Origin of the sequence: Butyrivibrio sp. AE2015, assembly GCF_000420825.1 — a bacterium.
In the GTDB taxonomy this organism is placed as follows: Bacteria; Bacillota; Clostridia; order Lachnospirales; family Lachnospiraceae; genus Butyrivibrio.
On record NZ_ATVR01000013.1, the window covers coordinates 63,563 to 90,400 of the forward strand.

The window sequence follows — 26,838 nt, forward strand, 5'->3', positions numbered from 1 at the left end:
GATATATCTGAAATAAGAATAGCACTTATGATCTGTTTTACACTCATTTAATTATATTCTTTTGAAAAAAGGTATAGAATAATAATGACGGAATATTGTTAATTTTCTTTTTCAGGAAAGACTAATCATATGAATGAAGATATAAAAGTTCAACTAAAAAAATATCGTACAAACATTGAAACTGGCGGCATCGTGCTGATAATGTCAGGATTATGGGGACTTCTTAAATTTCTGATGTCTCTTGCAGTCGGCGCACAAACGCTAATGTCCATGCTCGATATTTCCAGGGAAGAATATGATCAGCTGAGGATTTTTATTTTAGTCTTTCTTTTTGTCGCGTTTGGAGGCATTCTTTTTTTCCATTTTATCGTTGGGCTTGGCGCCATCAGATATGCCCATGGAAAAAGTTCGAAAACCCGTTTTTTAATCTGGACAATTTTACTGCTTGTTATCAACTTCGTTTGTTTACCTCTGTATTTTTATCCGACAGAAGATTCCGTAGAAGATTCAACAATCGTATCGTTTTTCGTTGATCTAACTTTATGTATATGTCTCTTTGACCTGAATGCTTCAACAATAAAACTGAAAAAATTGTTAAAAAATATAGAAAGGTCCGGAAAATAATGCAGGAAGATTTTCATTACTATGCCACATATTGCGCAGCTTTCCTTGCAGGTTTCTCCCACGAAGAAAGCCTTGATATATGTTACAGTGCCCAACTGGTCGATCTGTGTTCCGCAACTTTTCTTGCCAGAATAGGTGCCCCACAGATTGCTGCCACAACTCAGCTTCAGCTTGAAATGATGGAGGCAAGGACAGACCTTCTGGGCCTCCAGAACATCACAAGGATCTGGGCATCATTTCATTTTTTACCCAAAGATCTCTATGCACAAAAGGAAAAACGCAATAAGCGCTACATGAATAAATACCGGCTAATATGCGGTCCTAACGGCGATTTAGTCGTAGATACCGTAAAAAACGCAAAGGATACTTCTCTTCAGCACATTGGTATTGCCATGCATGTTCTCGCAGACACCTGGGCTCATATGTACTTTGCAGGAACACCTTCTCAGGTCATCAACAATACTGACCGCGACTTCTTTGAAATACTCACTGAAAATGGCTCTACTATAGAAAAAAGGATTACCTTCAGGCACAGCCCTTCAACACCTGATGATCTTGAGAAATGCCTCTACACCAACACTCTCCATCAGGGCAATGAGAATTCTGTAATGAACCTCGGACACGGGCGCGCAGGGCATTTCCCCGATTATTCTTTTGCCAGATACAGGTATTACCCTTCCTGGAATGAATACAGGGATGTCTATAAAGACAATCCTAAGGACTACATGAATGCGTTTCTCCAAATGGTAACCGCAATGAAGTACCTTGGCGGTAAGATCGATAATTTTGAAAAAGAGGTATATGACACTGAAGTCCATGAAAAATATGGGAATAAGATCATGGAAATCCTGGAAAAAAGGCAGCTAAACGCATGTGAAGACTGGGAAAAATTTGGAGAAGAATTATCCGGAGAAGAAATTCCCGCATTTGACCTTGCAAAGTACCAGGACGAGTACATAAAGGCCGATAAAGATGTGAAAAAGGACACATTCATAGGACGTTTTATAAACGGTGCATTGTCACAGAAAACAATGGTCTCAAACAAGATCTATCAGTCAAAAAACATGCTTGCAGGCTTTTCACGTTTTGAAGTGAGGAACAAGTTATGACCTATATGCAAAAATTCAGTTCTATACTCCGTGGGCTGATCACCCTCATCATTGCAGCCGTCATGCTTATTGTCGGGAGTGATTCCTACGTTTTTGTCTTATTGCTTTTAACCTTAAGTCTTTCTATCTCAGGTTTAAAAACTCTCATATACTACTTCACAATGGCAAAATACATGGTCGGTGGCAGACTTGTGCTATATAAGGGGGTCATCTTAGTTGACTTTGCCTTCCTCACATTTTCTTTTGCCGATATTCCGAAAGTATATATTCTTATCTACCTCGCTTTGGTTCACGCTTTTCAGGGTTTTGTCGAGATTCTGCGAGCCAAGGAAGCCCATCTGTATGGAGCAAAAAGCTGGAGAAAAAATCTTGCCCATGGACTTGTCAGCATTACTTTGGCTGTCTGTTGCATCATTTTCGTAAGAAATCAGAGCACTGCAGTCATCATTTACAGTCTTGGCCTTATGTACACTGCTATCACTTACATTGCCGCAGGATTTAAGAAGACCACTTTAGTATATATCCAGTAGTAATTATTTCTGCGCTCCAATTTACAAAGATATAGTGTTTATGTATAATGGAAACGTTACCGGAACTTGAATATATTTTAATCTATAACAATTATTGGAGGGTTACAAAATGCCAAACTGGTTAAAAGATGCTGTTTTTTATGAGATATATCCTCAGACTTTTAAGGATACCAACGGGGATGGTATCGGAGACTTTCAGGGTATAATTGAAAAGCTCGACTATGTGAAAGACCTTGGATGCAATGCTCTTTGGATCAATCCTTGCTATGATTCACCCTTTAAAGATGCAGGCTATGATGTAAGAGACTACAAAAAAGTTGCTCCCCGCTATGGCACTAACGAGGATCTGTACAGATTGTTTGAGGTAGCTCATGAAAAGGGAATTCATGTGCTGCTTGATCTCGTCCCGGGTCATACATCTGAAGAGCATGCATGGTTTCAGGAGAGCAAAAAAGCTACTGACAACGAATACACCAACCGCTATGTCTGGACTCATCACTGGATCCAGGGAATTGCCGGCCACCCATACATTGGCGGTGAAGCTGACAGAAATGGCTGTTACATGCTCAACTTTTTCAAGTGCCAGCCTGCCCTTAACTACGGCTTTCTTAACAGAACAGAGGATTGGCAGCTTCCACCTGATCATCCCGACTGTATAGCCACAAGAGAAGCCATGAAAGACGTCATGCGCTTTTGGCTTGATCACGGATGCGACGGCTTTAGAGTTGATATGGCCGATTCTCTTGTAAAAGATGATGACGAAAACAAATCCGCTACAGGAGCTGTTTGGAAAAACATACGACAGATGCTTGATGAAGAATACCCTGAAGCCGCACTTATTTCAGAATGGTCCAATCCACGTCAGGCTCTCAAATATGGCTTCCATGCTGACTTTTTCCTTGATCACCACGGAAATGGCTACAATACGCTTCTTCGCGATTATGAAACAGAAGGCGGTGACCACAGCTTCCTTAAGAAAGACGGAAATGGCGATATCATGCGCTTTTTAAATGATTATCTGCCAAAATATGACGATACAAAAAATGATGGCTACATCAGTTTCATCACTTGCAACCACGACACCCCTCGTCCACGCAGAACTCTTGAAATGAACGAACTTAAGATTGCCTATGCCATGTTTCTGACTCTTCCCGGCGTTCCTTTTATCTACTACGGCGATGAAATAGGAATGAGATATCTCGATGTTCCAACCAAGGAAGGCGGCTATACAAGAACCGGCACCAGAACTCCAATGCAGTGGGATAACAGCAAAAATCACGGTTTTTCAGATGCTGATGCTTCAAAGCTTTACTTACCTGTTGATAATGCTGATGATGCTCCTACTGTTGCTGATCAGCTAAGTGACAAGAACTCTCTATTAAACACAGTAAAAGAGCTCACTTCTCTTCGTCACAAGTACGAAGACCTTCAGGCTGACGGCTCTTTTGAAGTAGTATATGCTGAAGCAGAGTCTTTCCCATTCGTGTATAAGAGAGGTAAGCTGACTATCGCTATAAATCCATCAGATAAAAAAGCCTACGTGAAGCTTCCTTCCAAAGGCGAGTGTATCTATTCAATTGGTGATGTATCACTTAATGATTACGAACTTAAAATGGCTCCTCAGTCTTTTGCTATTTTGAATGTATTGTAAAATATACTGAAATATGTTATCTTTTACTCAATTAAATTGTTAACTCTTTATTTCTGTTATCAATTGCAAAAGGGAGATTTTTTATGGAGTATAGGAATAACAAAAAAGGGGAACCAATTTCCATTTTAGGCTATGGCTGCATGCGATTTACAAGTGGTCCTACCGGAATTGACATCGATAAAGCTGAAAAAGAGATAATGACTGCTTTTGAATCTGGCGTAAACTATTTCGATACAGCTTATGTTTACCCTGGAAGTGAAGCAGCTCTTGGTGAAATACTTGAGCGCAACCACATCAGAGAAAAAGTAAATATCGCAACAAAGCTTCCACAGTATCTTGTCGGAAGCAAGAATGCTCTAGACAGATATTTTAATGAAGAGCTTAAAAGGCTTCGTACCGACTATGTGGATTACTACCTCATGCACCACATGACAGCCAGCAATCAGTGGGATAAACTGGTTGGTCTTGGCGTAAAAGAATGGATTGAAGAAAAGAAAAAGAGCGGCCAGATCAGAAATATTGGCTTCTCCTATCACGGAAACACTGAAGATTTCATTGAGATTCTTGATGCTTATGATTGGGATTTCTGTCAGATTCAGTACAACTACATGGATGAACACTCACAGGCTGGTGTTACAGGTCTTAAACATGCTGCAGAAAAGAACATTCCTGTTGTGATAATGGAACCTCTCCGCGGTGGAAAGCTTGTTAATCTTCTTCCTCAGAAGGCAAAAGCTCTTATTGCCACAAGCCCCAGTGGATATTCACCTGCAGAATACGGTCTTCGCTGGCTTTGGAATCAACCTGAAGTAACCTGCGTTCTTTCAGGAATGAATTCAATAGAGATGGTACAGGAGAACTGCCGAATTGCTTACGATGCAAAAGCAGGTTCTTTTACCAGGGATGACTTTGAAGTAATTGAGAAGGTAAAAGCAATAATCTCAGAGTCAGAACTTGTAGGCTGCACAGGCTGTAGATACTGCATGCCATGTCCAAAAGGAGTAGACATTCCGGCACTATTCAGGGTCTACAACATGACTGCACTTGAAAGCAAATCTGCAGCAAGGTTCGAATATGCACAGACTGTTGGTCTGAAAAAAGATCCAGCCTTCGCCACTCAGTGCATCGGCTGTGGAAAATGTGAACAGCACTGTCCTCAGAGCATTCCTATCAGAGAAAAAATAAAGGAAGCAGATAAAGTACTTCGTCCACTTCCCTATAAGATCGGTATTAATGTTGTTCGTGCTTTTATGCTTAGAAAGTAAATACTGATGATGTAGATTAGAAAGAGGATTCTTGATAAGCATATTGCTTACACAAGAATCCTCTTTATAGTCTTTAACTATTCTTAAATATCAATTATTAGAGAGACTTAATTGCATCTGTCTTGATGATGAATTTAACGCTGCTGTCAACGTCCTCACTTGCACCACCGAATGATGTGTAGCTCTCTCCTGCCTCTTTGATTGCTGTCATTCTGTCAGCAAACTCTGTAAGGTCTCCATCGAATGCTTCGTAGAGCTTCTTGATACCCTCTTCGTCAAGCTTGATTACGCCATCAAGGAGTTCCTGAACACCATCGTCAAGTTTGATAGCACCGTCGTTGAGTTCACCTACACCATCATTAAGCTTAATTGCACCATCGTTAAGTTTACCAGCGCCATCATCAAGCTGTCTTGCACCATCGTTGAGCTGATATGCACCATCAACAAGTGCACTGTTGTTTGAAACAAGTTCCTTGGTTCCATCATGAAGCTGTGAGGCACCACTGCTAAGCTGTCCAAGACCATCTTCAAGAGTTCCTGCTCCATCATAGAGCTGATTGATACCACTTGAAAGAGCTGCGCTACCGTCTGCTATCTGCTTAGCTGCTGCTACCGCTTCCTGAATGCTAGCAAGTGAAGAAACATCAAGTCCTGATTCCTTAACCTTTGCAAGTACCTGATCAATTGCTTTATAGCCTGCCTTTGTAGCACCTACAAGTTGACCATAGGATGTGAAAGGAGCGGCTTTTGAAATAATGATAGGTGTTAAAGCAGCCTTTCCTTCATCCGAATCCATGTACGCCTTCAGAGCAGCCATTCCCTTATCAGATTTCATGATACTTGCCAATGTATTGGCATCCAACATTTCAAGTATTGAAGCCTGTCCCGCTTCACTACCTATATAATTTTTGATCAGTGCCTTGCCACTATCACTTGAAAGAAATGCGTTGAGCTTTGATGGATCACTTGTTATTGCGGCTAATGCTGCAGCCTGTCCTTCTTCTGTTGCTAAATATTCACTAGCCTTTTGTGCAATCATTTTTTTGCCTTCGTCACTTTTTAGGTATGTTTCAATCGCACTGGCCTTGCTCTCCTCAAGCATTGCGGCAATCTCTTCATCTGTGTAATACTGGCCAAGTGAATCATTCTGAAGATCATCCAAGCTAAGAGTAACTGTTGTAGCTGTAGTTGAAACCTTTGATTCTCCAATTAAATCTGTTGTACTTGTACCTTCAGTTGTCTCAGGGGTTGTTGTTTCTGTGGTTGTTTCAGTAGCTGTGCCTGATGTTGTTGTATCTGTGGTAGTTGTTTCTGTGGTTGTGCCTGTAGTTGTTGTATCTGTGGTAGTTGTATCTGTAGCTGATTTAGTATTTTCCTCAACTTCTTCTGTATCTTCTGTTTCATCGAGATCTTCGTCATCAGTATCATTATCAGGATTTGTTATTGTATCAGTTTCTACATCCTGTTCAAGATCTTCACCATTTTCTTCTGTAGTAACATTTTTTGTAGAAGTTGATTGAAGTGTAGCTTTTCCGACTTCGACCATCTGTACAAGCTGATCTTTGCTTTCAATCTTTCCATCTGCAAGAGCATTTATAAATTTATAAAGCTCATCTGAACACTCTCCTCCGGAAATAAGGTATTCATATGCTGCATAGTACATTTTTCTCTGAGTCTGTAATGCTGCAAGCTCTGTTGTTAATTCACTTATTTTTTTCTCATCAAATCCGCCAAGCTTTGCTGTAAGAAGATCACTAAACTGTTTTGATCCGGCGGCAAGTGTTGTTGCACCTGTCTTAGCACTTGCAAGACCTTCCTTAAGCTTTGTGGAACCATCCTTAGCAGCTGATGCTCCATCAGCAAGTTTCGCTGCGCCATCATTTATCTGTCCGGCACCGTCTGTATATTTTACAATTCCATCATATAATGAACCGCTTCCATCATAGAGCTTGCCAGTTCCGTCCTTCAGGTCCTTTGTTCCATCTTTAAGTTCTTTTGTTCCATCGTAGAGCTCTGTTACACCGTCGCGAAGATCTGATGTACCATTCTTGAGTTCCTTGCTGCCATCAACAAGCTTTGTTGAACCATCGTTAAGCTCACTCATGTCATCCTTAAGGTCATCGAGCTTATCTGAATCAGAAAGATCAGTTAAGCCAAAGTCTGAAAGGATATCTGAACTTGCCATTGTGATCGTCATGCCAAGTTCGAAATCTGTTGTATCAGCAGTTACTTCGAAATGATTTGTGAGTTTCTCATCAAGATCACCGTCTTCGTTAAGTTCTTCCCACTTCTCATCATCGATATCAAGAGATTCTTTAAGGCCAGGAACTGCAACACCCATAACCACGTAGTTGTCGCCGTCTGAAATAACCTTACCGTTTGAGATCTCTACGTTTGAGAACTTGTCTGAATCAAGCATCATACCTGAAACCATTGCAAATGGTGTGTAAACTTCAATTTCTTTTCCGTTTACTTCTACAGTCTGTTTTTCTTTATTCTCATAGTCGAAACGAATTGTAACTTTTCCGCTCTTACCAGCAAGTTCCTCAGGAGAAATCTCTTTTCCATCAAGTGTGTATGTGATCTTCATATTAACAGGAAGCTCTTTGTCTGTTGTTCCCTGATAGTAGATGTCTGCACCTGAAGCATTCCAGGTAAGTGTTCCGTCACCGTTATCTGTGAAAGTTTCCGAACCCTTTACATTTACGATATCTTTAAGTTCTGTTGTATCTGACATCTCGCTTGATGCATCTGCATTCTTGAGCCACTCGCTTACGATAACATCGTTTACCGCACCATTGGCATCAGTCTTAACATATACTGTCTCAACCTTGCCTGCCTCAGACTCGCTTGATGCAACTGCTGCATTTGTCACCATGCTCTCTTCAATCTCTGACTCAGCCTGTGTCTCAACTGCTGCAGTCTCGTCTGTAACTGTATTGGCTCCGCATGCTACTGACATCATAGCAAGCATTGCTGCCATTATAACTGAAAATGATTTCATTAAACTTTTTCTGATCATGACTAATCTCTCCTCTTTATTATTATTTTTTAATCCCAGCTAATGGGATTCTCACTAGGCTCGTAAATACCTCAGCAAGTGTTATCAGCACAATGAAGTTCTGCTCTCGGCTAAAGCCTCGCCAGAACACGTTCGGACTAGGCTCGAAAAAACCTCGCCAAGTCCTCTCAGCTTATGCCACGTGATGGATAAAATCCCCAAAATGGTGGTGCTCATGGTGAACTGCCTCAACGCCCTTCATTCCGATGGTCGTCTTAACAATTACCCAGTCGAAGAGCATGTACATAGCAGGCAGTACCAAAAGAACTGTGAACATACTGATAATTGCTCCTCTTGCCATCAGGTTACAGAGTGAACCGATCATATCGATACTTGAGATAAGTCCAACTCCGAATGTCGCTGCAAAGAATGAAAGAGCACTGACAATTACTGATTTCATACTTGTTGAAAGAGCTATCAAAGTTGCCTCTTTCTTGTCATGTCCATTCCTTCTCTCATTGAGATATCTGGTTGTCATAAGGATCGCATAGTCAACTGTTGCTCCCAGCTGAATAGTTCCGATTACGACTGATGAGATGAAAGGAATTGTTGTCTTTGTATAGAACGGAAGTCCCATGTTAACAAAGATAGCAAACTCAATTACTGCAACAAGGATAAATGGAAGTGATACAGACTTAAGTACGAAGGCAATGATCAAAAATACAAGTCCGATTGAAACTGTGTTAACTACGTTGAAATCATGATTTGTAATATTGATCAGATCCTTTGTACAAGGCGCCTCACCAACTACCATAGCCTTTGGATCATAGCTCTTTACAATCTTGTCCACCTGAGTGATCTGAGCATTGATCTCGTCAGAAGCTATCTTGTAATCAGTTGTTAAAAGAACCATCTTCCATTCATCGCTTTCGAGCTTATCAAGTGCATCCTCAGGAATGAACTCTCTTGGAAGTGCGGGACCAAGTAATGAATCTGTGCCGAGTACTGATAAAATCCCGTCTGTATTTTTTAGCTCTTTTACCATCTGATTCATGGAAGCTGAATCCAGGTTCTTGTCAACAAGAAGCATGTACGCTGAATTCATCTCAAACTTCTCATCAACTTCGTTGGCACCCTGAACACTCTCAAGGCTGTCTGGCAAAGTCTGTGTCAGGTCATAATAAACACTTGTGTGATTATTTCCATAAATTGCCGGATATAAAAGTACAAGGAATATAGCAAGGAAAGCAAGGTAATGCTTTGCCACAAACTTAGGAATTCTGTCAAACTCAGGCATAAGCGGTTTGTGTTTTGTCTTTTCAATGAGGTTATCAAAAACAAGTATCATACTTGGAAGGATTGTTACGCATCCGATAACACCAAATATAACGCCCTTAGCCATTACAATTCCCAGGTCAAGTCCAAGTGTAAAGCTCATGAACATAAGTGCTATAAAACCTGCAACTGTCGTTATTGAGCTTCCAAGAACTGATGTGAATGTCGCTGAAATAGCGTTTGCCATTGCATCCTTTTTGTCATCATTTCTTTCAAGCTCTTCCTGGTAGCTGTGCCACAGGAATATTGAATAGTCAAGTGTAACTCCCAGCTGAAGTACTGCACTCAGTGACTGGGTGATAAAAGAAATCTCTCCTTTAAAGACGTTGGTACCCATGTTGTAAACGATTGCCATTCCAATACTTAAAAGGAAGAAAAGAGGTATCAGATAGGAATCCATTGTCAGTGAAAGAACTATCACTGCAAGAAGTACTGCGATTCCTACATATATAGGTGTCTCTTTTTCTGCCATGTTCTTGGTATCTGTTACGATGGCGCTCATGCCGCTCATGAAGCACTGCTTGTCGGAAATCTTTCTGATGTCCTCAATGGCCTGCATTGTTCCATCTGATGATGTTCCTTCATCAAATACAACGAACATCATTGTGGCGTCTTCGCTATTGAAAGCATCGTAGACTTCTGTCGGAAGCATCTCCATTGGAACCGACAAATCCATTACGGAGTCGTACCAGATTACATCTGCAACGTGGTCCACATTTTCGATTTTTGATTTAAGATTCGCAACATCTTTTTCCTCCATGCCCTCAGCTACATATAGGACAAAAGAGCCTGTGCCAAACTGGTCAAGCAGGATATCCTGCCCCTTCATGGTCTCGATATCCTTCGGTAAATATGTAAGGATATCGTAATTGACTCTTGTGTTAAAATAGCCGATCGCGGACGGAACAAGAAGTGCTATTGCCGCTATCAGTATAACATATCTTAGCTTTACAATTAAATGTGAAAGCTTATTCATAACAAACTGCCTCCCTTTTTGTTGATTCATTTTTATTTCAAGCGGAACCATTTTTTATGAAATAGTTTATTGACCGCTAGTCATTTTTTATATATTATGGTATAACATGAATATGACCAACGGTCAATATTTTTTCAATAAAAAATTTATTAAGTGATCCATTGCCTGTCAGAAGAGGCTTTTTTAGCGAATTTACGCAGATTGCAGCATACTTAGTCATATGTTAGAATTAGTGAAACGAGGATATAAAAATGGGAAAAGCAGCAGATAATAAGAAATTAAAAATGGAAAATCTTCTCAATACTTCCTTTGAACTTTTCACTTCACAGGGAATAAACAAGACTTCCATTTCAGATATCGTTAATAAGGCAGGAGTTGCCAAGGGAACCTTCTATCTTTATTTTAAAGATAAATATGATATAAGGAACAGACTCATCGCCCACAAATCAAGTCAACTCTTCATGAAAGCCTATGAGGCTCTCGGAGATGCTGGAATTGAAGGCTTTGAAGACAGACTTATATTTATAATGGACTATGTTTTGGATGAGCTTGAAGCCAACAAAGGACTTCTTGCTTTCATATATAAAGACCTTTCATGGGCAGTATTCAAAAAAGCACTCACTTCACCTACTCACAGTGAGGACGTTGACTTTGGCGAAGTATACAGGAAAATGATTGAAGAGTCCGAGCTTGAATTCAAGGACCCGGAAGTAATGCTCTTTCTCATAATAGAGCTTGTTGGTTCAACAGGTTACAGTTCTATCATGTACAATGACCCTGTATCCCTCAATGACCTTAAGCCACATCTTGAAAAAACAGTTAGAAATATCATTGAAACACATACAGTAAAACATTAAAAAATTCCCGCAGGTCAAAACCCTGTGGGAATTTTTATTAGTTATTTAAGTATTTCCAATATCGCATCCTTCATTTTTTCAGAAATATCAAGCCTGCGTATACTTTCCTCAGATTGAAGCTCTCCTCTAAGGTAAGCATCATATATTCTCTGCTTCTGGTCATAACTGAACCTGCATCTCTTAAGGAAATCAAACAGATCCTTTTTAGGGTCATTGCGGCCAAGAGTAACGTTTTCTATTACAATCTCTGCGCCCGCAGATGTCTCAACACCATCAAGTTCCACATAAACCTGACCGGACTTTTCATCGTAGTCAAAGCCTTCAACCGGATCTGCACCACACAGAACAAATTTATAGTTTCTCTTTTCAGGTAAAAGAGCTGTTTTGCCCGTTGCTGGATGTATCCTTACAACAAGCTTTCCAGTAGCATTATCATAGTGCTGGCTTATTTTAGTAAAGCCTCCGTTGTCGTTCATATACTCATTGGTATTTCCATCATCTTCGTAAAGAGTGTACTCGCCATCTTCACCAACTCCAAGATAAACCGTTAAGTTTGAAGGAAGATTATTCACATCCTCATCGATGTCTGTGGACATTGGCACAATGCCTCCACCCTTTATAAGTACAGGCATCTGCTCAATTGGCCTGTAGAGCTTTCTCATTTTCTCGCCTTCATAAACTCTTCCGTTAAAGATATCTATCCATCTTCCTTCAGGGATAAAGGCTAAGACTTCTCCCATCATAAGCTCATCATCAAGCTTTGATGTGATAGGGAAAACAATCAGCTCACTTCCAAAATAGTAGCCGTTTCTTGAATGGTATGCTCCCTCTGAATCAGGACTGTTATAGTAAAGAGGCTGCATAAGAGGCTCATCGTTTCTGTACGCTTCATAATTTGCAGTGTACAGATAAGGTATCATTTTGTGTCTGAGTCTCATGAAGTCATCCACTATGCTGCGCATAGGCTCCGGAAGGTTCCATGGCTCCTTGAAAAAGAACGGGTTGCATGAACTGTGAAGTCTCATTATGGGCGAAAATACGCCGAACTGCACCCATCTGCAGGTTCTCTCGCAGTCCTCTTCGCCGTGCATATGCCCGCCTATGTCATGGCTCCACCAACCATATCCGACATTTGAAGCAGTTGAAGTAAAAAATGGCTGAATATCAAGGCTTATCCAGGTAGCGCAGGTATCCCCGGAAAAACCGATGGGATATCTGTGACTTCCAATACCAGCAAAACGGGAGAATATCATAGCTCTTTTCCCGCGGCGAAGCTGATCTAAGTAGTGATAGTGGTTAAGGATCCACAGAGGATCTACACTTCCGGACTTTGCCTTAGTGCCCTGCTGCCAGTCTATCCACCAGAAGTCAACGCCATCCTCTTCATAAGGCTGCATAACCTCTTCAAAATAGGCATCTACAAAGTTCTTATCCATAAGATCAAAATCAACAGCTTTTTTGGTTGCAGGGTCAATTCCCATGCGCCTTGCCACTTTGTCATACATAACCTCAAAAGCTCTGATGCCATCAGCCGGATGAAGATTTAATGTAACAGCTTTTCCTCTTTTATGTAGTTCTTTTAAAAATCTCTTGTAATCCGGAAAATACTCTTCATTCCATGTGTAACCGGTCCAACCGCTTCCGTACTCACTTCCTACATCAGTCAAATGCCAGTCCATATCTATAACCGCAACCGTAATCGGAACATTTTCTTTTTCAAAGCGTTCCATCAGTTCAAGATAGCTTTTTTCTGTGTACTTTTCATACTTGCTCCACCAGTTTCCAAGTGCATACCTTGGAATCATGGGCGCTTTGCCGCACAAATAGTAGAAGTCCTTTAAAGCTTCTTTAAATCTCTTTCCATATCCCCAAAAATAAATATCTTTTTCAGGATTTTGTCTGTCAAAGATCTCCTCCCCAGAAAGTTCGCAGCTCTCTCCATCATCGAACCATGCATATCCCTCTCTTGAAAAAAGACCTTTCTCATATAAAACCACGCCGTTGGTCTCATCAAGAGTTCTCACGGTTCCAAAAAGGTTCCATCCATTTTCTCCATAGTTCCAGACAATTCCGTTATCTAAAAGCTTTATCTTAAGCCCTTTTGGAGAAAAAGCTTTTTTGTCGTATTCGACTTCAAGCCTTTTTGTCCTAAATAACAATTTGTCTTCATCGTCGCAGACAATATCCACATCCACCTGTGGAAAGTCTCTGTTTAAAACTACCTGTGTTGCATTGTCTGTAAAATGTCCGTTTTCCTCATATTCCAGACGGAGCAAGCTCTCCGTCAAAACACTGATACGAAAGCTTGCTCCCTGAATTATGTTTTCCTTCGGACAAATGGGTTTAAACTCATATGTCTTCACTAAATATATCCTCTTATATCCTAAAAAAATTACTTGTTTGAATTGTATGTATTATAAGCATCCTGCTGGATCTTGATGAAATCGTTATATCCCATTGTTTCCAATGTCTTTATATAGTTGTCCCACTGATCATTGATTCCACCCTCTGTAACCCATGTTGCCTGATTTGATGCAACATATGCGTCAAGATCTGTGAAAAGAGTTGCAAGTGTGCTGAGCTGTTCATTTGTATAACTTACGTTAGGGAAGGCTTCTTTTGCAAACTTGCTAAGTTCCTTATCAAGCGCAAGCTTAGAAGCATCTCCGTTTTCAGCTGCATACTTAACTTTGTCGTTAAATCCGTCAGCTACATACTTTGGTCCAAAGTCTCTAAGTGACTGGATCCATGCAAATGTATCAGCTGAATTACCATCCTGTGGCTCAAGTACTGTGTATGTTCCATCTGCTGCCTTTTCAATACCGATTCCAAAAGAGCCATAGAAGTTCTGGATTGAAGCATCTTCTGTGTAGAACTTATCTACCCAAGCAAGAAGTGGGCCAGGGTTTTCGCAGGCTGAAGTCACAACGAACTCATATCTGCTGTAATTCCAATGCTCAGGGTCTGAAGAGATGTACTTTTCTCCGTCAGGACCAGATAGTGCAGGAAGTGCTACGTACTCTCCGGCATTTGCACCAAATGTTGCATCTGCTGTCCAACCAGGAGCTACACCAATGATAGGTGTCTCATTCATAAGCTTTGCATCACGCATTGAAGTATCTTCTGTGAAAAGCTCAGGATCAATAAGTCCCTTTTCAAAGCACTCATGCATCCATTCAACACCTTTTTTATAACCTTCTGTCACAGGAAGATATACAGGCTCACCATTCTGGATAGCCATCATGTATGTTCCATCTGCGCCGAGTGTTGTTCCAAATGGAAGGCAGAAGAACATAACTGAATCAGCATAGCCCTGTCCGAAAGGAATCTCATCATTAGGATCCCCATTTCCGTTAGCATCGTTTTCCTTAAAGGCTACAAGAACCTTTTCAAACTCTTCATAAGTCTGTGGTACTTCAAGTCCCAGATTATCAAGCCATTTCTTGTTGATAAACATCTGGTTTGCTACTGTTGGTCTGCAGGGCTTTTTAGATGGAAGTCCATAGATATGTCCGTCTGCAGAAGTAGCAAGAGCCTTCATTGTAGGATCACTTTCAATGATGCTCTTAAAGTTTGGCATATACTCATCAATATAATCATCAAGAGCTATGAATGATCCTGTGTTTGTAAGGACATCTGACTCTGAGAAACAAATTGAACCCATAAATGCGTCAGGAAGATCTCCTCCAGCTAAAAGAACTGCTTTTTTGTCACCCCAGTCTGAATTAAGGATAGTATCCCACTTTACAGTTATTCCAGCTTCGCCTGCTGCCTGATCAGGGAATCCTGTGTGGTAATCCTCTCCCCAATCAGCCCATCTTACAGTTGCTACTTCGTAAGAAGCTGCATCAGCTCCGGCTCCCTGTTCTGCTACCGCAGCTGCTGTGGTAGTGCTGTCAGATGTTGTTGCTGTTTCGGCTGCCTGTCCGCAACCAACGAGCATTGTTGTCAGTGCCAGTGCTCCCGCTACCAAATTAAACTTTCTTCGCATTCTTTTTCTCCTTCTCTAAAAATATTTTATACTATTTATCCCTTTACTGCTCCTATCATTACACCCTGATTGAAGTACTTTTGCAGGAAAGGGTAAAGAGCCATGATTGGCAATGTTGAAACCACAATTGATGCATATTTCATCATGTCTGAAAGTTGTCGCAGCTCCTGTGCCATAGTACCTGTAGCTGCCCCAAGAAGTGACTCATTTGAAATAAGGATTCTTCTGAGTAAAAGCTGCAGTGGTATAAGATTCTCATTTTGCAGATATATGAGGGCATTGAACCAGGAATTCCAAAGACCAACTGCTGTCCACAGACCAACAACCGCAATTACCGCTTTTGAAAGAGGAACTGCAAACTGCACGAAATATCTTATAGTGCTGCAGCCGTCTATCTGCGCTGCCTCCCAAAGTGATTCGGGAAGTGAATTTTGAAAAAACGTCCTTGCCACGATTATGTTGTAAGTGGATACCGCAAATGGAACTACCATAACGAGGAAATTATCCAGGAGGCCAAACTGCTTAACTACCAAGTATGTAGGGATCAAGCCACCACCTACAAACATGGGAATCAGGTAAAAGACATTTATTATCTTTCTCCCCGGCAGATCTTTTCTTGACATGGCATAGCCGGCAGTAATATTAACCAGTAGAGCAACCAGTGTGCCGGAAATGGTATATATTATGGTGTTCCAATAACTTTTCCAGATCTGTTTCTGTTCAAAAAGCTTTTGGTATCCCCTTACATCTATAGTTTTTGGCCACAGCCACACCTTGCCGTTTGCCACATCCGCAGGATTGCTAAAAGAGGCAATAACGACAAACCAAAGCGGGTAAATAACAGCAATTATCATGAGCACTGCTATCAGATGAAATATGATATTTACTAAAACGTCCTGTGAAAACTTTTTCCTTTTTACCATTTCTTCCTCCCAATATCAGAACAGGCTGCTGTCCGTGAGTTTTTTGGCCATCAGATTTACGAGCACTAACACGATCACATTAACTACCGTATTGAAAAGACCTATTGCAGTAGACAGACTGTACTGCATGCTCTGCATACCCATTTTGTAAACATAGGTTGAAATGATCTCACTGCTCATGATGTTCTGAACATTTTGAAGCAGGAATACCTTTTCAAAGCCTATTCCCAATATACTTCCAGCCCTCATGATGAGAAGTACCATTGCTGTCGGCATGATCATGGGAATATCTATGTACTTTATCTTCTGAAGTGTGCTTACTCCATCTACAGTTGCTGCCTCATAATATGTTGGATCGATTCCTGCAAGCGCAGCCAGGTATATGATGCTGTCCCACCCAAGGTGCTGCCATATGTCACTCCAGACATATACGTGCTTAAATCCTGCGGCACTTGACATCACATTCGGAAATTCATGTCCCAGTAGTTTAAAGAGATTTGCAAAAAGTCCGCTGCTCGGTGATAAGAAGATCAGGATAAGTCCGCACATTACCATTGTTGAAATGAAATGTGGCAGATAGGTTATCACCTGAAATACTTTTTTAAATCCCCTGGTCTTCATCTGGTTGCACATAAGTGCAAGAAGGATTGGAAGCGGAAATCCTACAAGTATGCTGTACAGGCTCAGAACCAGCGTGTTTTTTATGGTTACTGAAAACTGATATGATCTGAAATATTGCATGAAATTTTTCATTCCCACAAAGGGACTTTTCAGAATTCCAAGAGCAGGTGAATAATTTTGAAATGCTATCACTATTCCAACCATAGGAAGGTATGCAAAACAAAATAGCAGTACTGCTGACGGTAAAAGAAGTAAATACAACTGATAGTATTTTTTAATGTTCCCCAAGATTTTATTCTTCATTTTTTGCTCTCCTTGATTTCATGTTCTAAATCTTAAAGATTTCAAAAAACAAAAAATAGCACTATTCAGTTTTATGGATAGCACTTTTCCGAACAGGAAACTAAAAACTGTGGCAGGCCGTAAACCTTTAAATTATAATGAACTTATGAAAAACCAAGGAAGAAACAGAGCATATCCTGTTGTACAGATACTTCGAAAAACACTACTTATTTCCGTGCCTGTAGTTATCATTTTTGTGATAGTAAGTGTCTTTTCATTTTTGGAAATAAGAAAGCAGAATAATCTTGCAGTAGAGAATGCCGTATCAATATATCAAACAGAATTAACCGAAAGACTTAATGCCATAGAACACTTCGTTCAATGGACTGTTTTCCATGATCCTATCCTGGACAGCTTTTCCACTGAGGGTCACATGGGGGATTACAGAAAAGCAAGCACTGATCTGAGGCTCCGGGTAAGCGACATGCAGTATTCAACAGGTCCAGAATATATGTATTTCTTTTACTGGGATGAAGGTAATCTGTTCATTAATGCCTCAGAAATGGCAGTTACCTATGACAGGTACAAAACCATCAGAAAGAGGATCATATCGGACGTTTCACAGGGGCTTACATCCGGCGGTTTATCCTGGATTCCCACTGTGATAGGTGGCAAGACCTACCTGTACTATGCTATTACCTATAACCATAGAACTTTTGTGTCTCTGGTTCCTATAGAGGATCTGCTTTCACCTCTTCACAGCTTAAATCTTGGAAGTCACGGCAGTATTAAGTTCCAAAACTTAAAGGGAGACACCTATTATAAAACCGGTCCCAGCCCCAGCGGTTTTTTGGCTTACTATTACAATGAGATCATTTTCCGCGGTGAAGACGCTGATCTCCCCTTTACTTTAGTTGTTAACTCAGATATGCTCGGTAACTATGGAAAGATATTTCTCCTTCAGTTCCTGGTATTTTTAACAGCTCTTACCCTTTCCTTTATCATGGGCGGCTACATTCTTTTAACATATAAAAAAGTTATCCTGCCTATCAGGATCTTTTCCGAAAACCTGTCAAAAATGGACTCTCTGTCAGGTACTGAAGTCACAACACTTGATCTTACTGACGGCAAATTGCAGGAGCTAAATCAGATAAATGACCAGTTCAAAAATCTGATCCATGAAATAACAAGGCTCCGCATCAACATTTACGAAGCAGAGCTTGACCAGAACAAATTCAGAATCCACTTTTTGCAGCAGCAGATAAAACCGCACTTTTACTTAAACTGCCTCACTACGATAGACAGCATGTTAAGCCTTGGAGACGTCAGCGCAGCTCAGAAAATGCTCAGCTTTACCTCCAAGTATTTCAGATATCTTTTTCAGGCAGATAAGGATTTTGTAACACTTAGCAATGAGATTTCTCATGCGGAAGATTATCTTGACATTCAGATGATGCGCTTATCAGAAGATATTGACTATGACTGCGATATCGATGATTCACACATGGATATTCTGATACCGCCTCTTTTACTCATAACTTTTATTGAAAACATCATCAAGCATGCGGATTCCAAGGGAGATGTATTAAAGATTGCTATCTCCAGCAAAGACCTGGAAAGGGAAGGCAGCTCTTTTGTTGCCATCTCAATTGCAGATAATGGCCAGGGATTCTCTGATGAAGTCATAGAAAAAATAAAGAACAAAGAAGATCTAACAGAAAATGGCAGTCATATAGGAATAACCAACTGCATCAGAAGACTCTCACTTCTATATGAGGGGAACTTTGATCTATCTATAGAAAACAGTGTTTCGGGAGGCGCCGTTGTTACTCTGGTGCTCCCAAAGAGGTATGAATAAATGAATGTTTTACTTGTGGATGATGACCGCTTTGTTATTGCGGCGCTCCAAAAAGGAATCGCCTGGGAAAGCCTTGGATTTACTGAAGTTTTCACTGCAGGCGAGATCAATTCGGCAAAAGAAATAATTAATTCAAATAAAATAGACCTGCTCCTTAGCGACATCGATATGCCGCATGGCACAGGGCTTGATCTTCTTAGCTTTTTGCGTGAGCATGGGAACAAGGTTCCAACTATATTTCTGACAAACTATGCAGATTTTTCATATGCTCAGAAAGCTATTGAGCTAAAGAGCTATCACTATTTTTTAAAGCCAATTGACTATGCAGAGCTGACCCGCATCATCAAAAAAGCCATAAAGGAAGCCTATGATAATGACACTTCCGAAAGCTCTTTTTATAAGCTTGATACGTCTGATACAGAATCGGCGCAGAAAGCTCTTTTAGAATATGTTGACGAGCATTTTAAAGAAGAAATAAGCAGAGAGCAGCTTTCTGAAATGTTCTTTTTTGATCCGGATTACATCACCAAAATATTCAAAAAAGAGACAGGCTTTAGCTACAAAAATTACGTCATAGAAAAGCGCCTGTCTCTTGCGAAAAAACTTTTAACAGAAACCGATTATTCAATTCACGATATCGCACTCCACGTTGGGTACGATAATTACTCATATTTTACCAGACTCTTTAAAAAGAGCTTTGGAATGACTCCGGTGGAATTCAGGAACCAAAATGAGTCATGGTGATGACTTAATCATATTCCTATAAACATTCCTACATAATACACAACAAATGCTGCAATCCACGCAACTACACACTGCCACAAAACAACGGCAACAGCCCAGCGTCTTCCCATCTCTCTGCCAATTGCAGCAACAGCCGCAACGCACGGGGTATAAACAAGTGAAAAGACAAGGAGGCTTGCTGCAGATAAAGTGCTTATTGCAGCAGAAACGCCGCCAGCTTCGTCAAACAGCACTTCCAAAACTGATACCACACTCTCTTTTGCCATAAAGCCACTTATAAGAGATGTGCATATTCTGAAATCCCCAAGGCCAATTGGTTTAAAGATAGGGACCAGAATTCCGGCAATTGCTGCAAGCATGCTGTCCTTGGTGCTGGCCACAAGTTCCAGATGAAAATCAAAGCTCTTGAAAAACCACACAACTATTGAAGCCAGCATAATAACTGAAAATGCCCTCTGAATGAAATCTTTTGACTTTTCCCACATCAGCTGCATTACACTTCTGGCACTGGGCATGCGGTAATTTGGAAGCTCCATAACAAATGGTACTGCTTCGCCCTTAAACAAAGTCTTTTTATATACCAAAGCTACTATAATTCCCAGCACAATTCCAAGGAAATACAGCGCCGTGATCACAAGCCAGCCCTTATCAGGGAAAAATGCTGCCACAAAAAAGGCATAAATAGGAAGCTTGGCGGTACAACTCATGAAAGGAGTAAGAAGGATCGTCATTTTCCTGTCCCTGTCACTTGGAAGAGTCCTCGTAGACATTACCGCCGGAACCGTGCATCCAAAGCCGATCAGAAGCGGAACGATACTTCTTCCGGAAAGCCCTATTTTCCTAAGGAGCTGATCCATGAAGAATGCAACTCTTGCAATATATCCACTGTCTTCAAGAAGCGATAAAAACAGAAAGATTGTAACGATTATAGGTAAAAAGCTAAGGACACTTCCCACGCCTTCAAAAATGCCATCAACCACGAGACTGTGAATAGCTGAATTTACCCCTGCCTGCGTCATAGCATTGTCTACAAGGCCCGTCAATGCACCAACGCCCATCTCAATAAGTCCCTGCAAAAAAGCTCCTATCACATTAAAAGTCAAAAAGAAAACTGCCGCCATAACAAGAATAAACACCGGAATAGCAGTAAATCTGCCGGTAAGAACTCTGTCTATCTTCTGGCTTCTGATCTGTTCCTTGCTCTCATGTGGTTTAACCAGACATTCATCACAAATTTTGTGGATAAAGGCAAATCTCATGTCGGCAATGGCTGCTGCCCTGTCAAGGCCTCTTTCTGCCTCCATCTGCTTTGTGATATGTTCAAGTGTCTCTTTTTCATTATCATCGAGACTTAGCTTATCAATTATGAGCTGATCTCCCTCTATTGCCTTATTGGCCGCAAATCTCAAAGGGAGCTCAGCTGTTTTAGCGTGATCCTGTATAAGATGCATAACTGCATGGATACATCTGTGAACAGCGCCGCCATTATCATTTTCATCGCAAAAATCCTGGCGTCCCGGTCTCTCCTGATAGTGGGCTATATGCATGGCATGGCGCACAAGCTCATCTATTCCTTCATTTTTGGCTGCAGAAATAGGAACAACCGGAACTCCAAGCATACTCTCCATAAGGTTGATATCCACTGTTCCCCCATTGCCCCTAAGTTCATCCATCATATTAAGTGCGATCACAACAGGGATGTTCATTTCAAGAAGCTGCATAGTCAGATACAGATTTCTCTCCATGTTTGTGGCATCCACAATGTTGATGATGGCTTCAGGCTCTTCCTCAAGCACAAAGTTCCTGCTGACAAGCTCTTCACTGGAATATGGAGACATGGAATATATTCCGGGAAGGTCCGTTATCATTGTATTTTTTTGTCCGAGTATAGAACCATCCTTGCGGTCCACAGTAACTCCGGGGAAATTACCAACGTGCTGATTTGCACCTGTCAGTTGATTGAAAAGAGTCGTCTTACCACAGTTCTGGTTACCTACAAGAGCAAATGTCAAAAGAGCTGTATCCGGCAAAGGATTGCCGCTTCCCTTTGGATGATATTTGCCTTCTTCACCAAGTCCAGGGTGTTCGATCTTTTTAGAATTTTTTTTTGACTGCCCTGCTTTACCAGGCTCTTTTGCCTCAGATAGCTTAGTCACCTGAATTTTCTCAGCATCAGCAAGACGAAGTGTGAGCTCATACCCATGGATCCTAAGTTCCATAGGATCACCTAAAGGCGCAAGTTTAACAAGTGTAACTTCCGCCCCTGGTATAACTCCCATATCCAGAAAATGTTGGCGAAGAGCTCCCTCTCCGCCAACAATATCAATTCGTGCACTTTCACCAATAAGTAAATCTTTTATTGTCACTTCAATTTCTCTCTTTCATTAAGGAAACGTGGGTGTTTTATGTTAAGTGCAAGCCTTTTATTTTAGTAAAATCAGTCGAGATGCCAGATGTCTCTGTTGTATTCAGCGATTGTTCTGTCTGATGAGAAATATCCGGCCTTAGCTATATTGGTAAGCATCATCTTTTTCCACTTATCGCGGTTCTCGTAATCAGCAAAGATCTCATCTTTCTTGGCAATATAGCTCTCGAGGTCAATAAGCGTCATGAACCAGTCCTTGTTAAGAAGCTCCTTGTAAAGTCTTTCAAGGTTCTCTTTATGTCCAACCTTGAGGCACTCTTTACTTACGATGAAATCTACAGCTTCCTTTATAACAGGGCTCTTTTTATAGTAATCCTTTGAAACGTAATCAGCCTTCTTGTAATGCTTTATAACTTCATCAGCGCTGATACCAAAGATATAGATATTGTCGTCACCAACAAGCTCATGGATCTCAACATTGGCTCCGTCATCAGTTCCAAGAGTAACTGCTCCGTTAAGCATGAACTTCATGTTACTTGTTCCTGAAGCCTCTTTTGATGCAAGAGAGATCTGCTCTGAAACATCGCAGGCAGGAATAAGCTTTTCAGCGTAGCTTACGTTGTAGTTTTCTACCATGACAACCTTCATATACTTATTTACATCAGGATCATTGTTGATGATCTCCTGAAGCACAAGTAAAAGGTGAATAATGTCTTTTGCAATAACATATGCAGGTGCAGCCTTAGCGCCAAATATAAATGTAAGTGGTCTTACAGGCTTCTTGCCACCCTTTATTTCGAGATATTTATGGATGATATAAAGAGCATTCATCTGCTGTCTCTTGTACTCATGGAGTCTCTTTACCTGAATATCAAAGATTGAATCAGGATCAACTTCAACATTCTCATGCTCCTTGAGATATGAAGCAAGCTCTTTCTTTTTATCCATCTTAATCTCTTCAAGTTTATCAAGAACTTCCGGATTGTCAATGTGCTCTAAGAGCTTTTCAAGTTTATTTGCATCTTTCTTAAAGCCATCTCCGATTGTCTCTGAAAGGAAATCAGCCAGTGGATGGTTACATGAAAGAAGCCATCTGCGGAATGTGATACCGTTTGTCTTGTTGTTGAACTTCTCAGGATAGATCTTGTAGAAGTCATTGAGCTCGCTGTCCTTAAGAATGTCTGTATGGATAGCAGCAACACCATTTATTGAGAAACCATAGTGGATATCAATAAATGCCATGTGAACTTTTTTATCCTTGTCGATGATCTGAACCTTAGGGTTCTTGTACTGCGCTCTGATTCTCTTATCAAGTTCTTTGATATAAGGAATGAGCTGTGGAACTACCTTTTCAAGGTACTCAAGCGGCCATGTCTCAAGAGCCTCTGCAAGGATAGTGTGGTTTGTATATGCACATGTCTTGCTGACTACGTTGATAGCCTCGTCAATGTTAAATGCCTTTTCCTCAACAAGAATTCTGATAAGCTCAGGAATGATCATTGTTGGGTGAGTATCATTGATCTGAATTACTGCATGTTTATGAAGCTCATGAAGATCGTACTGACGCTCTTTCTGCTCACGAAGGATGAGCTGTGCAGCGTTTGATACAAGGAAATACTCCTGATAAATTCTAAGAAGATTTCCTGCCTCATCAGAGTCATCAGGATAAAGGAAAAGAGTAAGGTTCTTATCGATCTTAGTCTTATCGAAATCGATTCCTTTTTTAACAAGGCTCTCGTCTACTGACTCAATATCAAAAAGACGAAGCTTGTTTACTCCTGTGTCGTAGCCAACAACGTTCATATTGTAAAGACGTGAAACAACTTTCTTATCACCAAAAGCTACCTCGAAAGTAGTATCTGTTTTCTCAAGCCAGGAATTTTCCTCAATCCAGTCATTCTTTTCTGCACACTGAAGGTGATCCTTAAATACCTGTTTGAAAAGTCCGAAGTGATAGTTAAGACCAATTCCTTCACCTGCAAGACCTAATGTTGCTATAGAATCAAGGAAGCAGGCAGCAAGTCTTCCAAGTCCGCCGTTTCCAAGTGATGGCTCTGGCTCACACTCTTCAACTTTAGAAAGGTCCTTGCCATTTTTTTCAAGGATAGCCTTAACCCTGTCATATACTCTGAGGTTAATGAGATTGTTGGAGAGAAGCTTACCAATAAGGAACTCCATAGAGATGTAGTAAACTTTCTTTTCTCCGTTATAAACTTCAGCCACATCCATAAGGCGTGAAGACATCTCTAAAAGAATGTAGTAAGTCTCCTGGTCTGTACACTCCTTAATTGTCTTGCCGAATTTCTCATCAGCAATTCCCTCAAGCTGCTCCTCAAGGTTGAGTACAAGTACGTCGCGTTGCATGTTTGTGTGCTTGGACATTTTTCTTTCTCCTCTCGTTAATAAACCGTGTTTACGGAAAACGTTTTCTTTATCTTTTATGTGTTAAGGTTATCATAGGAAAACGTTTTCTGCAAGTATTATTTTTTATGCAATAATATCCTCGTACTTTATTCGTACCAGTTCATGCTTTATTGTGACTTTTCGCCCGGTCTCGCCTGACATCAGTCGATTCAGTTCCAAGATTGCCTCTTCAGATATTTTTGAAAAATCCTGCTTAACAGTATTCATCTGTTTTCCCACATATCCCATAAGGATAATCCCATCAAACCCACAAACCGGTCTGAATATATCCATATCAATAAGGGCCTTCATTGCCCCGATTGCCATCATATCCGAAGCACACACTACGCAATCAGCATTTTTAGCAAAGCGCATCGTGAGCTCTCTTGCCTTAAGTTCAGAAAACTGCCCATTTCGCACAGTGAGTTTCAGGTTCTTTTCTTCACACAGTTTCTTTATTCCTAAAAGTCTGTCTTTAGTGACATAACCGGTGTCTTCACCTGCCAGGTATAATACCTTTTTGCATTTGTTCTCGGTGATAGTCTTTTTTGCAACGTCGTACTGAGCCTTTGCATGATCAACACTGACTGAAGATGTTGAATCATTGACCATGGGTGCATCAACCACAACCATTTTGAAATGTCCGCTATCTATGAGCTTATGAATAACCTTATCCTTTGTGGTCATGCCATAAACAATGATTCCCCTTATTCCCTGGGATTCAAAATAACTTGTGACCTCTTCGACAGTCATATCCTCTATCATTGAAGCAAACACAGTGATAACATCCAGCTGCAGCTCTTTTGCCTTATGAACTGCACCGGAAATATACCGCATATTGATCTCATCGCTTGCCTGCGTACTTAAATTCAGTTTTATCAAAAGTGCCACTCTACCTGTTTTTTTGGAAGACAGTGATACTGCCACTGCATTAGGCACAAATCCCAATCTGTCAACGACTTCATTGACCTTGTTTTTGGTCTTCTCACTGACATTGGGATAATTATTCAAAACTTTTGAAACTGTTGAGATAGCCACTCCGGCTTCTTTTGCAACATCTTTTATCGATACCATTTTTCCCCGCCTGAAATGTTTAATCTTATTTTTTGATGGCAGAAATGCCATCTGCTAAGGAAATCGTTTTCCATACCAATTAATCATAGCTTTTTGGCATTGGTTTGTCCATTAAAAAAGCATAAAATTGCTAATACATTTTCAATTACTCCCCCATCATTTCCACCAGAAAAGTTGACATAATAAAAAATGATACATAAAATTTTATTGTATTGTTTCATTCAGGGGGAGATTATGAAGATCAAATGTGATTATTGTGGAAACACATACGAAGACACTCAGGAAAAATGCCCTTCTTGCGGTGCTCCTAATCCATCTCATCAAAATTCCGGAAAACCTAAGACAATTGAAGAATTAAAGGAATGGTATAAAAACAGGAATCTTCCTTCCTATGAAGTTACAAGGTTTTTTATCGGTGAAGATCACAAGGGGCCAAAAGCCTTTGGAATCTATAAGGATGATAACGGAGATTTTGTTGTTTATAAAAACAAAGCTGATGGTGAACGTGCTATCAGATATCAGGGCAAAGATGAAGAATATGCTGTTAACGAGCTCTATCAGAGGCTAAAAGATGAGATTGTGCACCAAAAACAGCTAAACAGCAACAGCCGAAAAGGCGCATTTAGTTCGGTGTCTTCAAAAGTCTTTGGCAACAATACTTCAGGCAATAAATTAGCTCAGCTGGGCACCAAAATCTGGATTATTGCAGTTATCGTAATTCTAATCAATTCGTTTTTGGTAACCCCATTCAAAAACAGGCACAATGGCTATTATCAATATGATTCAAATGTCCTGTACAATTATCAGGGCGATTGGTATTACTGGGACTACACAGATTGGGAACCACTTGAACAACTTGCAGGCCCGGATGTTGCAAGAGAAGTTTCAAAAGAGCTTGAATCTGATTATGATGAATACTATCTTTCAGAAAAGTGGAACAGCTCATATTCCTTTGATAACTGGGACAATTCTTCATATTATGAAGAATACCACTCAAACGACACATCAGATTACAACTCAGATTATGATTGGGATTCTAACGACAGCTGGGATTCAGGCGGAACAGACTGGGATTCAGACTGGTAATGCTTTATTATACTTTCTTGCGTGTGGCATAAAATCCAAAGTGCCCATACCTTCGGATAGATCTCGGAGCATTCGCAAAGACACAGTAAATATAAAATAATGCGCCCTGTTTTCTTTCATGCTTATTCAGAACAGAAAACAGG

Annotated in this window: 18 protein-coding genes; 9 read left to right on the forward strand and 9 right to left on the reverse strand. The window is 40.6% G+C overall.

What is annotated here, in order from left to right; all coding sequences use genetic code 11:
* Positions 1-129 precede the first annotated feature (129 nt).
* From G585_RS0108405 to G585_RS0108425, 5 genes are all read left to right on the forward strand, one after another.
* The gene (locus G585_RS0108405; RefSeq protein WP_022774321.1) at positions 130-624 is read left to right on the forward strand and encodes a hypothetical protein; all 495 of its coding nucleotides are present in this window, start codon (positions 130-132) and stop codon (positions 622-624) included.
* The gene (locus G585_RS0108410) at positions 624-1,733 is read left to right on the forward strand and encodes a DUF6765 family protein (RefSeq protein ID WP_022774323.1); all 1,110 of its coding nucleotides are present in this window, start codon (positions 624-626) and stop codon (positions 1,731-1,733) included. Before G585_RS0108405 ends, G585_RS0108410 begins: the two co-directional genes overlap by 1 nt.
* The gene (locus G585_RS0108415; protein ID WP_022774324.1) at positions 1,730-2,263 is read left to right on the forward strand and encodes a hypothetical protein; all 534 of its coding nucleotides are present in this window, start codon (positions 1,730-1,732) and stop codon (positions 2,261-2,263) included. The genes G585_RS0108410 and G585_RS0108415 overlap by 4 nt, the downstream gene beginning before the upstream one ends.
* Before the next feature lie 109 nt (positions 2,264-2,372).
* A complete protein-coding gene (locus G585_RS0108420) occupies positions 2,373-3,914 on the forward strand; it encodes an alpha-amylase family glycosyl hydrolase (protein ID WP_022774325.1) in 1,542 nt (513 codons plus the stop codon).
* Positions 3,915-3,997: 83 nt separating this feature from the next.
* Positions 3,998-5,179 carry an aldo/keto reductase gene (locus tag G585_RS0108425; protein WP_022774326.1) on the forward strand — a complete coding sequence of 394 codons (1,182 nt, stop codon included), beginning with the start codon at positions 3,998-4,000 and terminating at the stop codon, positions 5,177-5,179.
* Between the two features lie 97 nt (positions 5,180-5,276).
* Here G585_RS0108425 and G585_RS0108430 read toward each other — a convergent pair whose 3' ends face one another.
* Positions 5,277-8,201 carry a hypothetical protein gene (locus G585_RS0108430; protein WP_022774328.1) on the reverse strand — a complete coding sequence of 975 codons (2,925 nt, stop codon included), beginning with the start codon at positions 8,199-8,201 and terminating at the stop codon, positions 5,277-5,279.
* A gap of 172 nt (positions 8,202-8,373) precedes the next feature.
* Positions 8,374-10,491 carry an efflux RND transporter permease subunit gene (locus G585_RS17620; RefSeq protein WP_051142975.1) on the reverse strand — a complete coding sequence of 706 codons (2,118 nt, stop codon included), beginning with the start codon at positions 10,489-10,491 and terminating at the stop codon, positions 8,374-8,376.
* Between the two features lie 251 nt (positions 10,492-10,742).
* Here G585_RS17620 and G585_RS0108440 point away from each other — a divergent pair, with 251 nt between their 5' ends.
* Positions 10,743-11,348 carry a TetR/AcrR family transcriptional regulator gene (locus G585_RS0108440; protein ID WP_022774330.1) on the forward strand — a complete coding sequence of 202 codons (606 nt, stop codon included), beginning with the start codon at positions 10,743-10,745 and terminating at the stop codon, positions 11,346-11,348.
* Positions 11,349-11,389: 41 nt separating this feature from the next.
* On the opposite strand, the gene G585_RS0108445 is transcribed toward G585_RS0108440, so the two are convergent.
* The 4 genes from G585_RS0108445 to G585_RS0108460 are packed head-to-tail and all read right to left on the reverse strand — an operon-like array spanning position 11,390 to position 17,186.
* Positions 11,390-13,711 carry a glycoside hydrolase family 31 protein gene (locus tag G585_RS0108445; protein ID WP_022774332.1) on the reverse strand — a complete coding sequence of 774 codons (2,322 nt, stop codon included), beginning with the start codon at positions 13,709-13,711 and terminating at the stop codon, positions 11,390-11,392.
* 29 nt (positions 13,712-13,740) lie between these two features.
* On the reverse strand, positions 13,741-15,339 hold the full coding sequence (locus G585_RS0108450) for an extracellular solute-binding protein (RefSeq protein ID WP_022774333.1): 1,599 nt from the start codon (positions 15,337-15,339) through the stop codon (positions 13,741-13,743).
* Between the two features lie 35 nt (positions 15,340-15,374).
* Entirely contained in the window at positions 15,375-16,262 is an 888-nt protein-coding gene (locus G585_RS0108455) for a carbohydrate ABC transporter permease (RefSeq protein ID WP_022774334.1), read from the reverse strand.
* A 15-nt stretch (positions 16,263-16,277) separates the two neighbouring features.
* The gene (locus G585_RS0108460) at positions 16,278-17,186 is read right to left on the reverse strand and encodes an ABC transporter permease (RefSeq protein ID WP_022774336.1); all 909 of its coding nucleotides are present in this window, start codon (positions 17,184-17,186) and stop codon (positions 16,278-16,280) included.
* A 109-nt stretch (positions 17,187-17,295) separates the two neighbouring features.
* Here G585_RS0108460 and G585_RS0108465 point away from each other — a divergent pair, with 109 nt between their 5' ends.
* Positions 17,296-19,023: a sensor histidine kinase gene (locus tag G585_RS0108465; RefSeq protein WP_022774337.1), complete on the forward strand. Its 1,728-nt coding sequence runs from the start codon at positions 17,296-17,298 to the stop codon at positions 19,021-19,023.
* Positions 19,024-19,767 carry a response regulator transcription factor gene (locus G585_RS0108470; protein WP_022774338.1) on the forward strand — a complete coding sequence of 248 codons (744 nt, stop codon included), beginning with the start codon at positions 19,024-19,026 and terminating at the stop codon, positions 19,765-19,767.
* Between the two features lie 8 nt (positions 19,768-19,775).
* Here the strand turns inward: G585_RS0108470 and feoB are convergent, their stop codons facing one another.
* The 3 genes from feoB to G585_RS0108485 form a co-directional block, all read right to left on the reverse strand.
* On the reverse strand, positions 19,776-22,133 hold the full coding sequence (gene feoB / locus G585_RS0108475) for a ferrous iron transport protein B (RefSeq protein WP_022774339.1): 2,358 nt from the start codon (positions 22,131-22,133) through the stop codon (positions 19,776-19,778).
* A gap of 71 nt (positions 22,134-22,204) precedes the next feature.
* Positions 22,205-24,514, reverse strand: coding sequence for a glycogen/starch/alpha-glucan phosphorylase (locus tag G585_RS0108480; RefSeq protein WP_022774341.1), 2,310 nt, complete (start codon positions 24,512-24,514; stop codon positions 22,205-22,207).
* Positions 24,515-24,619: 105 nt separating this feature from the next.
* Positions 24,620-25,609, reverse strand: coding sequence for a LacI family DNA-binding transcriptional regulator (locus G585_RS0108485; protein WP_022774342.1), 990 nt, complete (start codon positions 25,607-25,609; stop codon positions 24,620-24,622).
* A gap of 234 nt (positions 25,610-25,843) precedes the next feature.
* On the opposite strand from G585_RS0108485, the gene G585_RS0108490 reads away from it, so the two are divergent.
* Positions 25,844-26,695 carry a hypothetical protein gene (locus tag G585_RS0108490; protein WP_022774343.1) on the forward strand — a complete coding sequence of 284 codons (852 nt, stop codon included), beginning with the start codon at positions 25,844-25,846 and terminating at the stop codon, positions 26,693-26,695.
* Positions 26,696-26,838 lie beyond the last annotated feature (143 nt).

Excerpts from the sequence above, each read along its gene's own strand:
- G585_RS0108485 (WP_022774342.1), bottom strand. The coding sequence starts at position 25,609 with ATGGTATCGATAAAAGATGTTGCAAAAGAAGCCGGAGTGGCTATCTCA.
- G585_RS0108410 (WP_022774323.1), top strand. The coding sequence starts at position 624 with ATGCAGGAAGATTTTCATTACTATGCCACATATTGCGCAGCTTTCCTT.
- G585_RS17620 (WP_051142975.1), bottom strand. The coding sequence starts at position 10,491 with ATGAATAAGCTTTCACATTTAATTGTAAAGCTAAGATATGTTATACTG.
- G585_RS0108425 (WP_022774326.1), top strand. The coding sequence starts at position 3,998 with ATGGAGTATAGGAATAACAAAAAAGGGGAACCAATTTCCATTTTAGGC.
- G585_RS0108420 (WP_022774325.1), top strand. The coding sequence starts at position 2,373 with ATGCCAAACTGGTTAAAAGATGCTGTTTTTTATGAGATATATCCTCAG.
- G585_RS0108415 (WP_022774324.1), top strand. The coding sequence starts at position 1,730 with ATGACCTATATGCAAAAATTCAGTTCTATACTCCGTGGGCTGATCACC.
- G585_RS0108460 (WP_022774336.1), bottom strand. The coding sequence starts at position 17,186 with ATGAAGAATAAAATCTTGGGGAACATTAAAAAATACTATCAGTTGTAT.
- G585_RS0108490 (WP_022774343.1), top strand. The coding sequence starts at position 25,844 with ATGAAGATCAAATGTGATTATTGTGGAAACACATACGAAGACACTCAG.
- G585_RS0108480 (WP_022774341.1), bottom strand. The coding sequence starts at position 24,514 with ATGTCCAAGCACACAAACATGCAACGCGACGTACTTGTACTCAACCTT.
- G585_RS0108440 (WP_022774330.1), top strand. The coding sequence starts at position 10,743 with ATGGGAAAAGCAGCAGATAATAAGAAATTAAAAATGGAAAATCTTCTC.
- G585_RS0108455 (WP_022774334.1), bottom strand. The coding sequence starts at position 16,262 with ATGGTAAAAAGGAAAAAGTTTTCACAGGACGTTTTAGTAAATATCATA.
- G585_RS0108470 (WP_022774338.1), top strand. The coding sequence starts at position 19,024 with ATGAATGTTTTACTTGTGGATGATGACCGCTTTGTTATTGCGGCGCTC.
- G585_RS0108430 (WP_022774328.1), bottom strand. The coding sequence starts at position 8,201 with ATGATCAGAAAAAGTTTAATGAAATCATTTTCAGTTATAATGGCAGCA.
- G585_RS0108405 (WP_022774321.1), top strand. The coding sequence starts at position 130 with ATGAATGAAGATATAAAAGTTCAACTAAAAAAATATCGTACAAACATT.
- G585_RS0108450 (WP_022774333.1), bottom strand. The coding sequence starts at position 15,339 with ATGCGAAGAAAGTTTAATTTGGTAGCGGGAGCACTGGCACTGACAACA.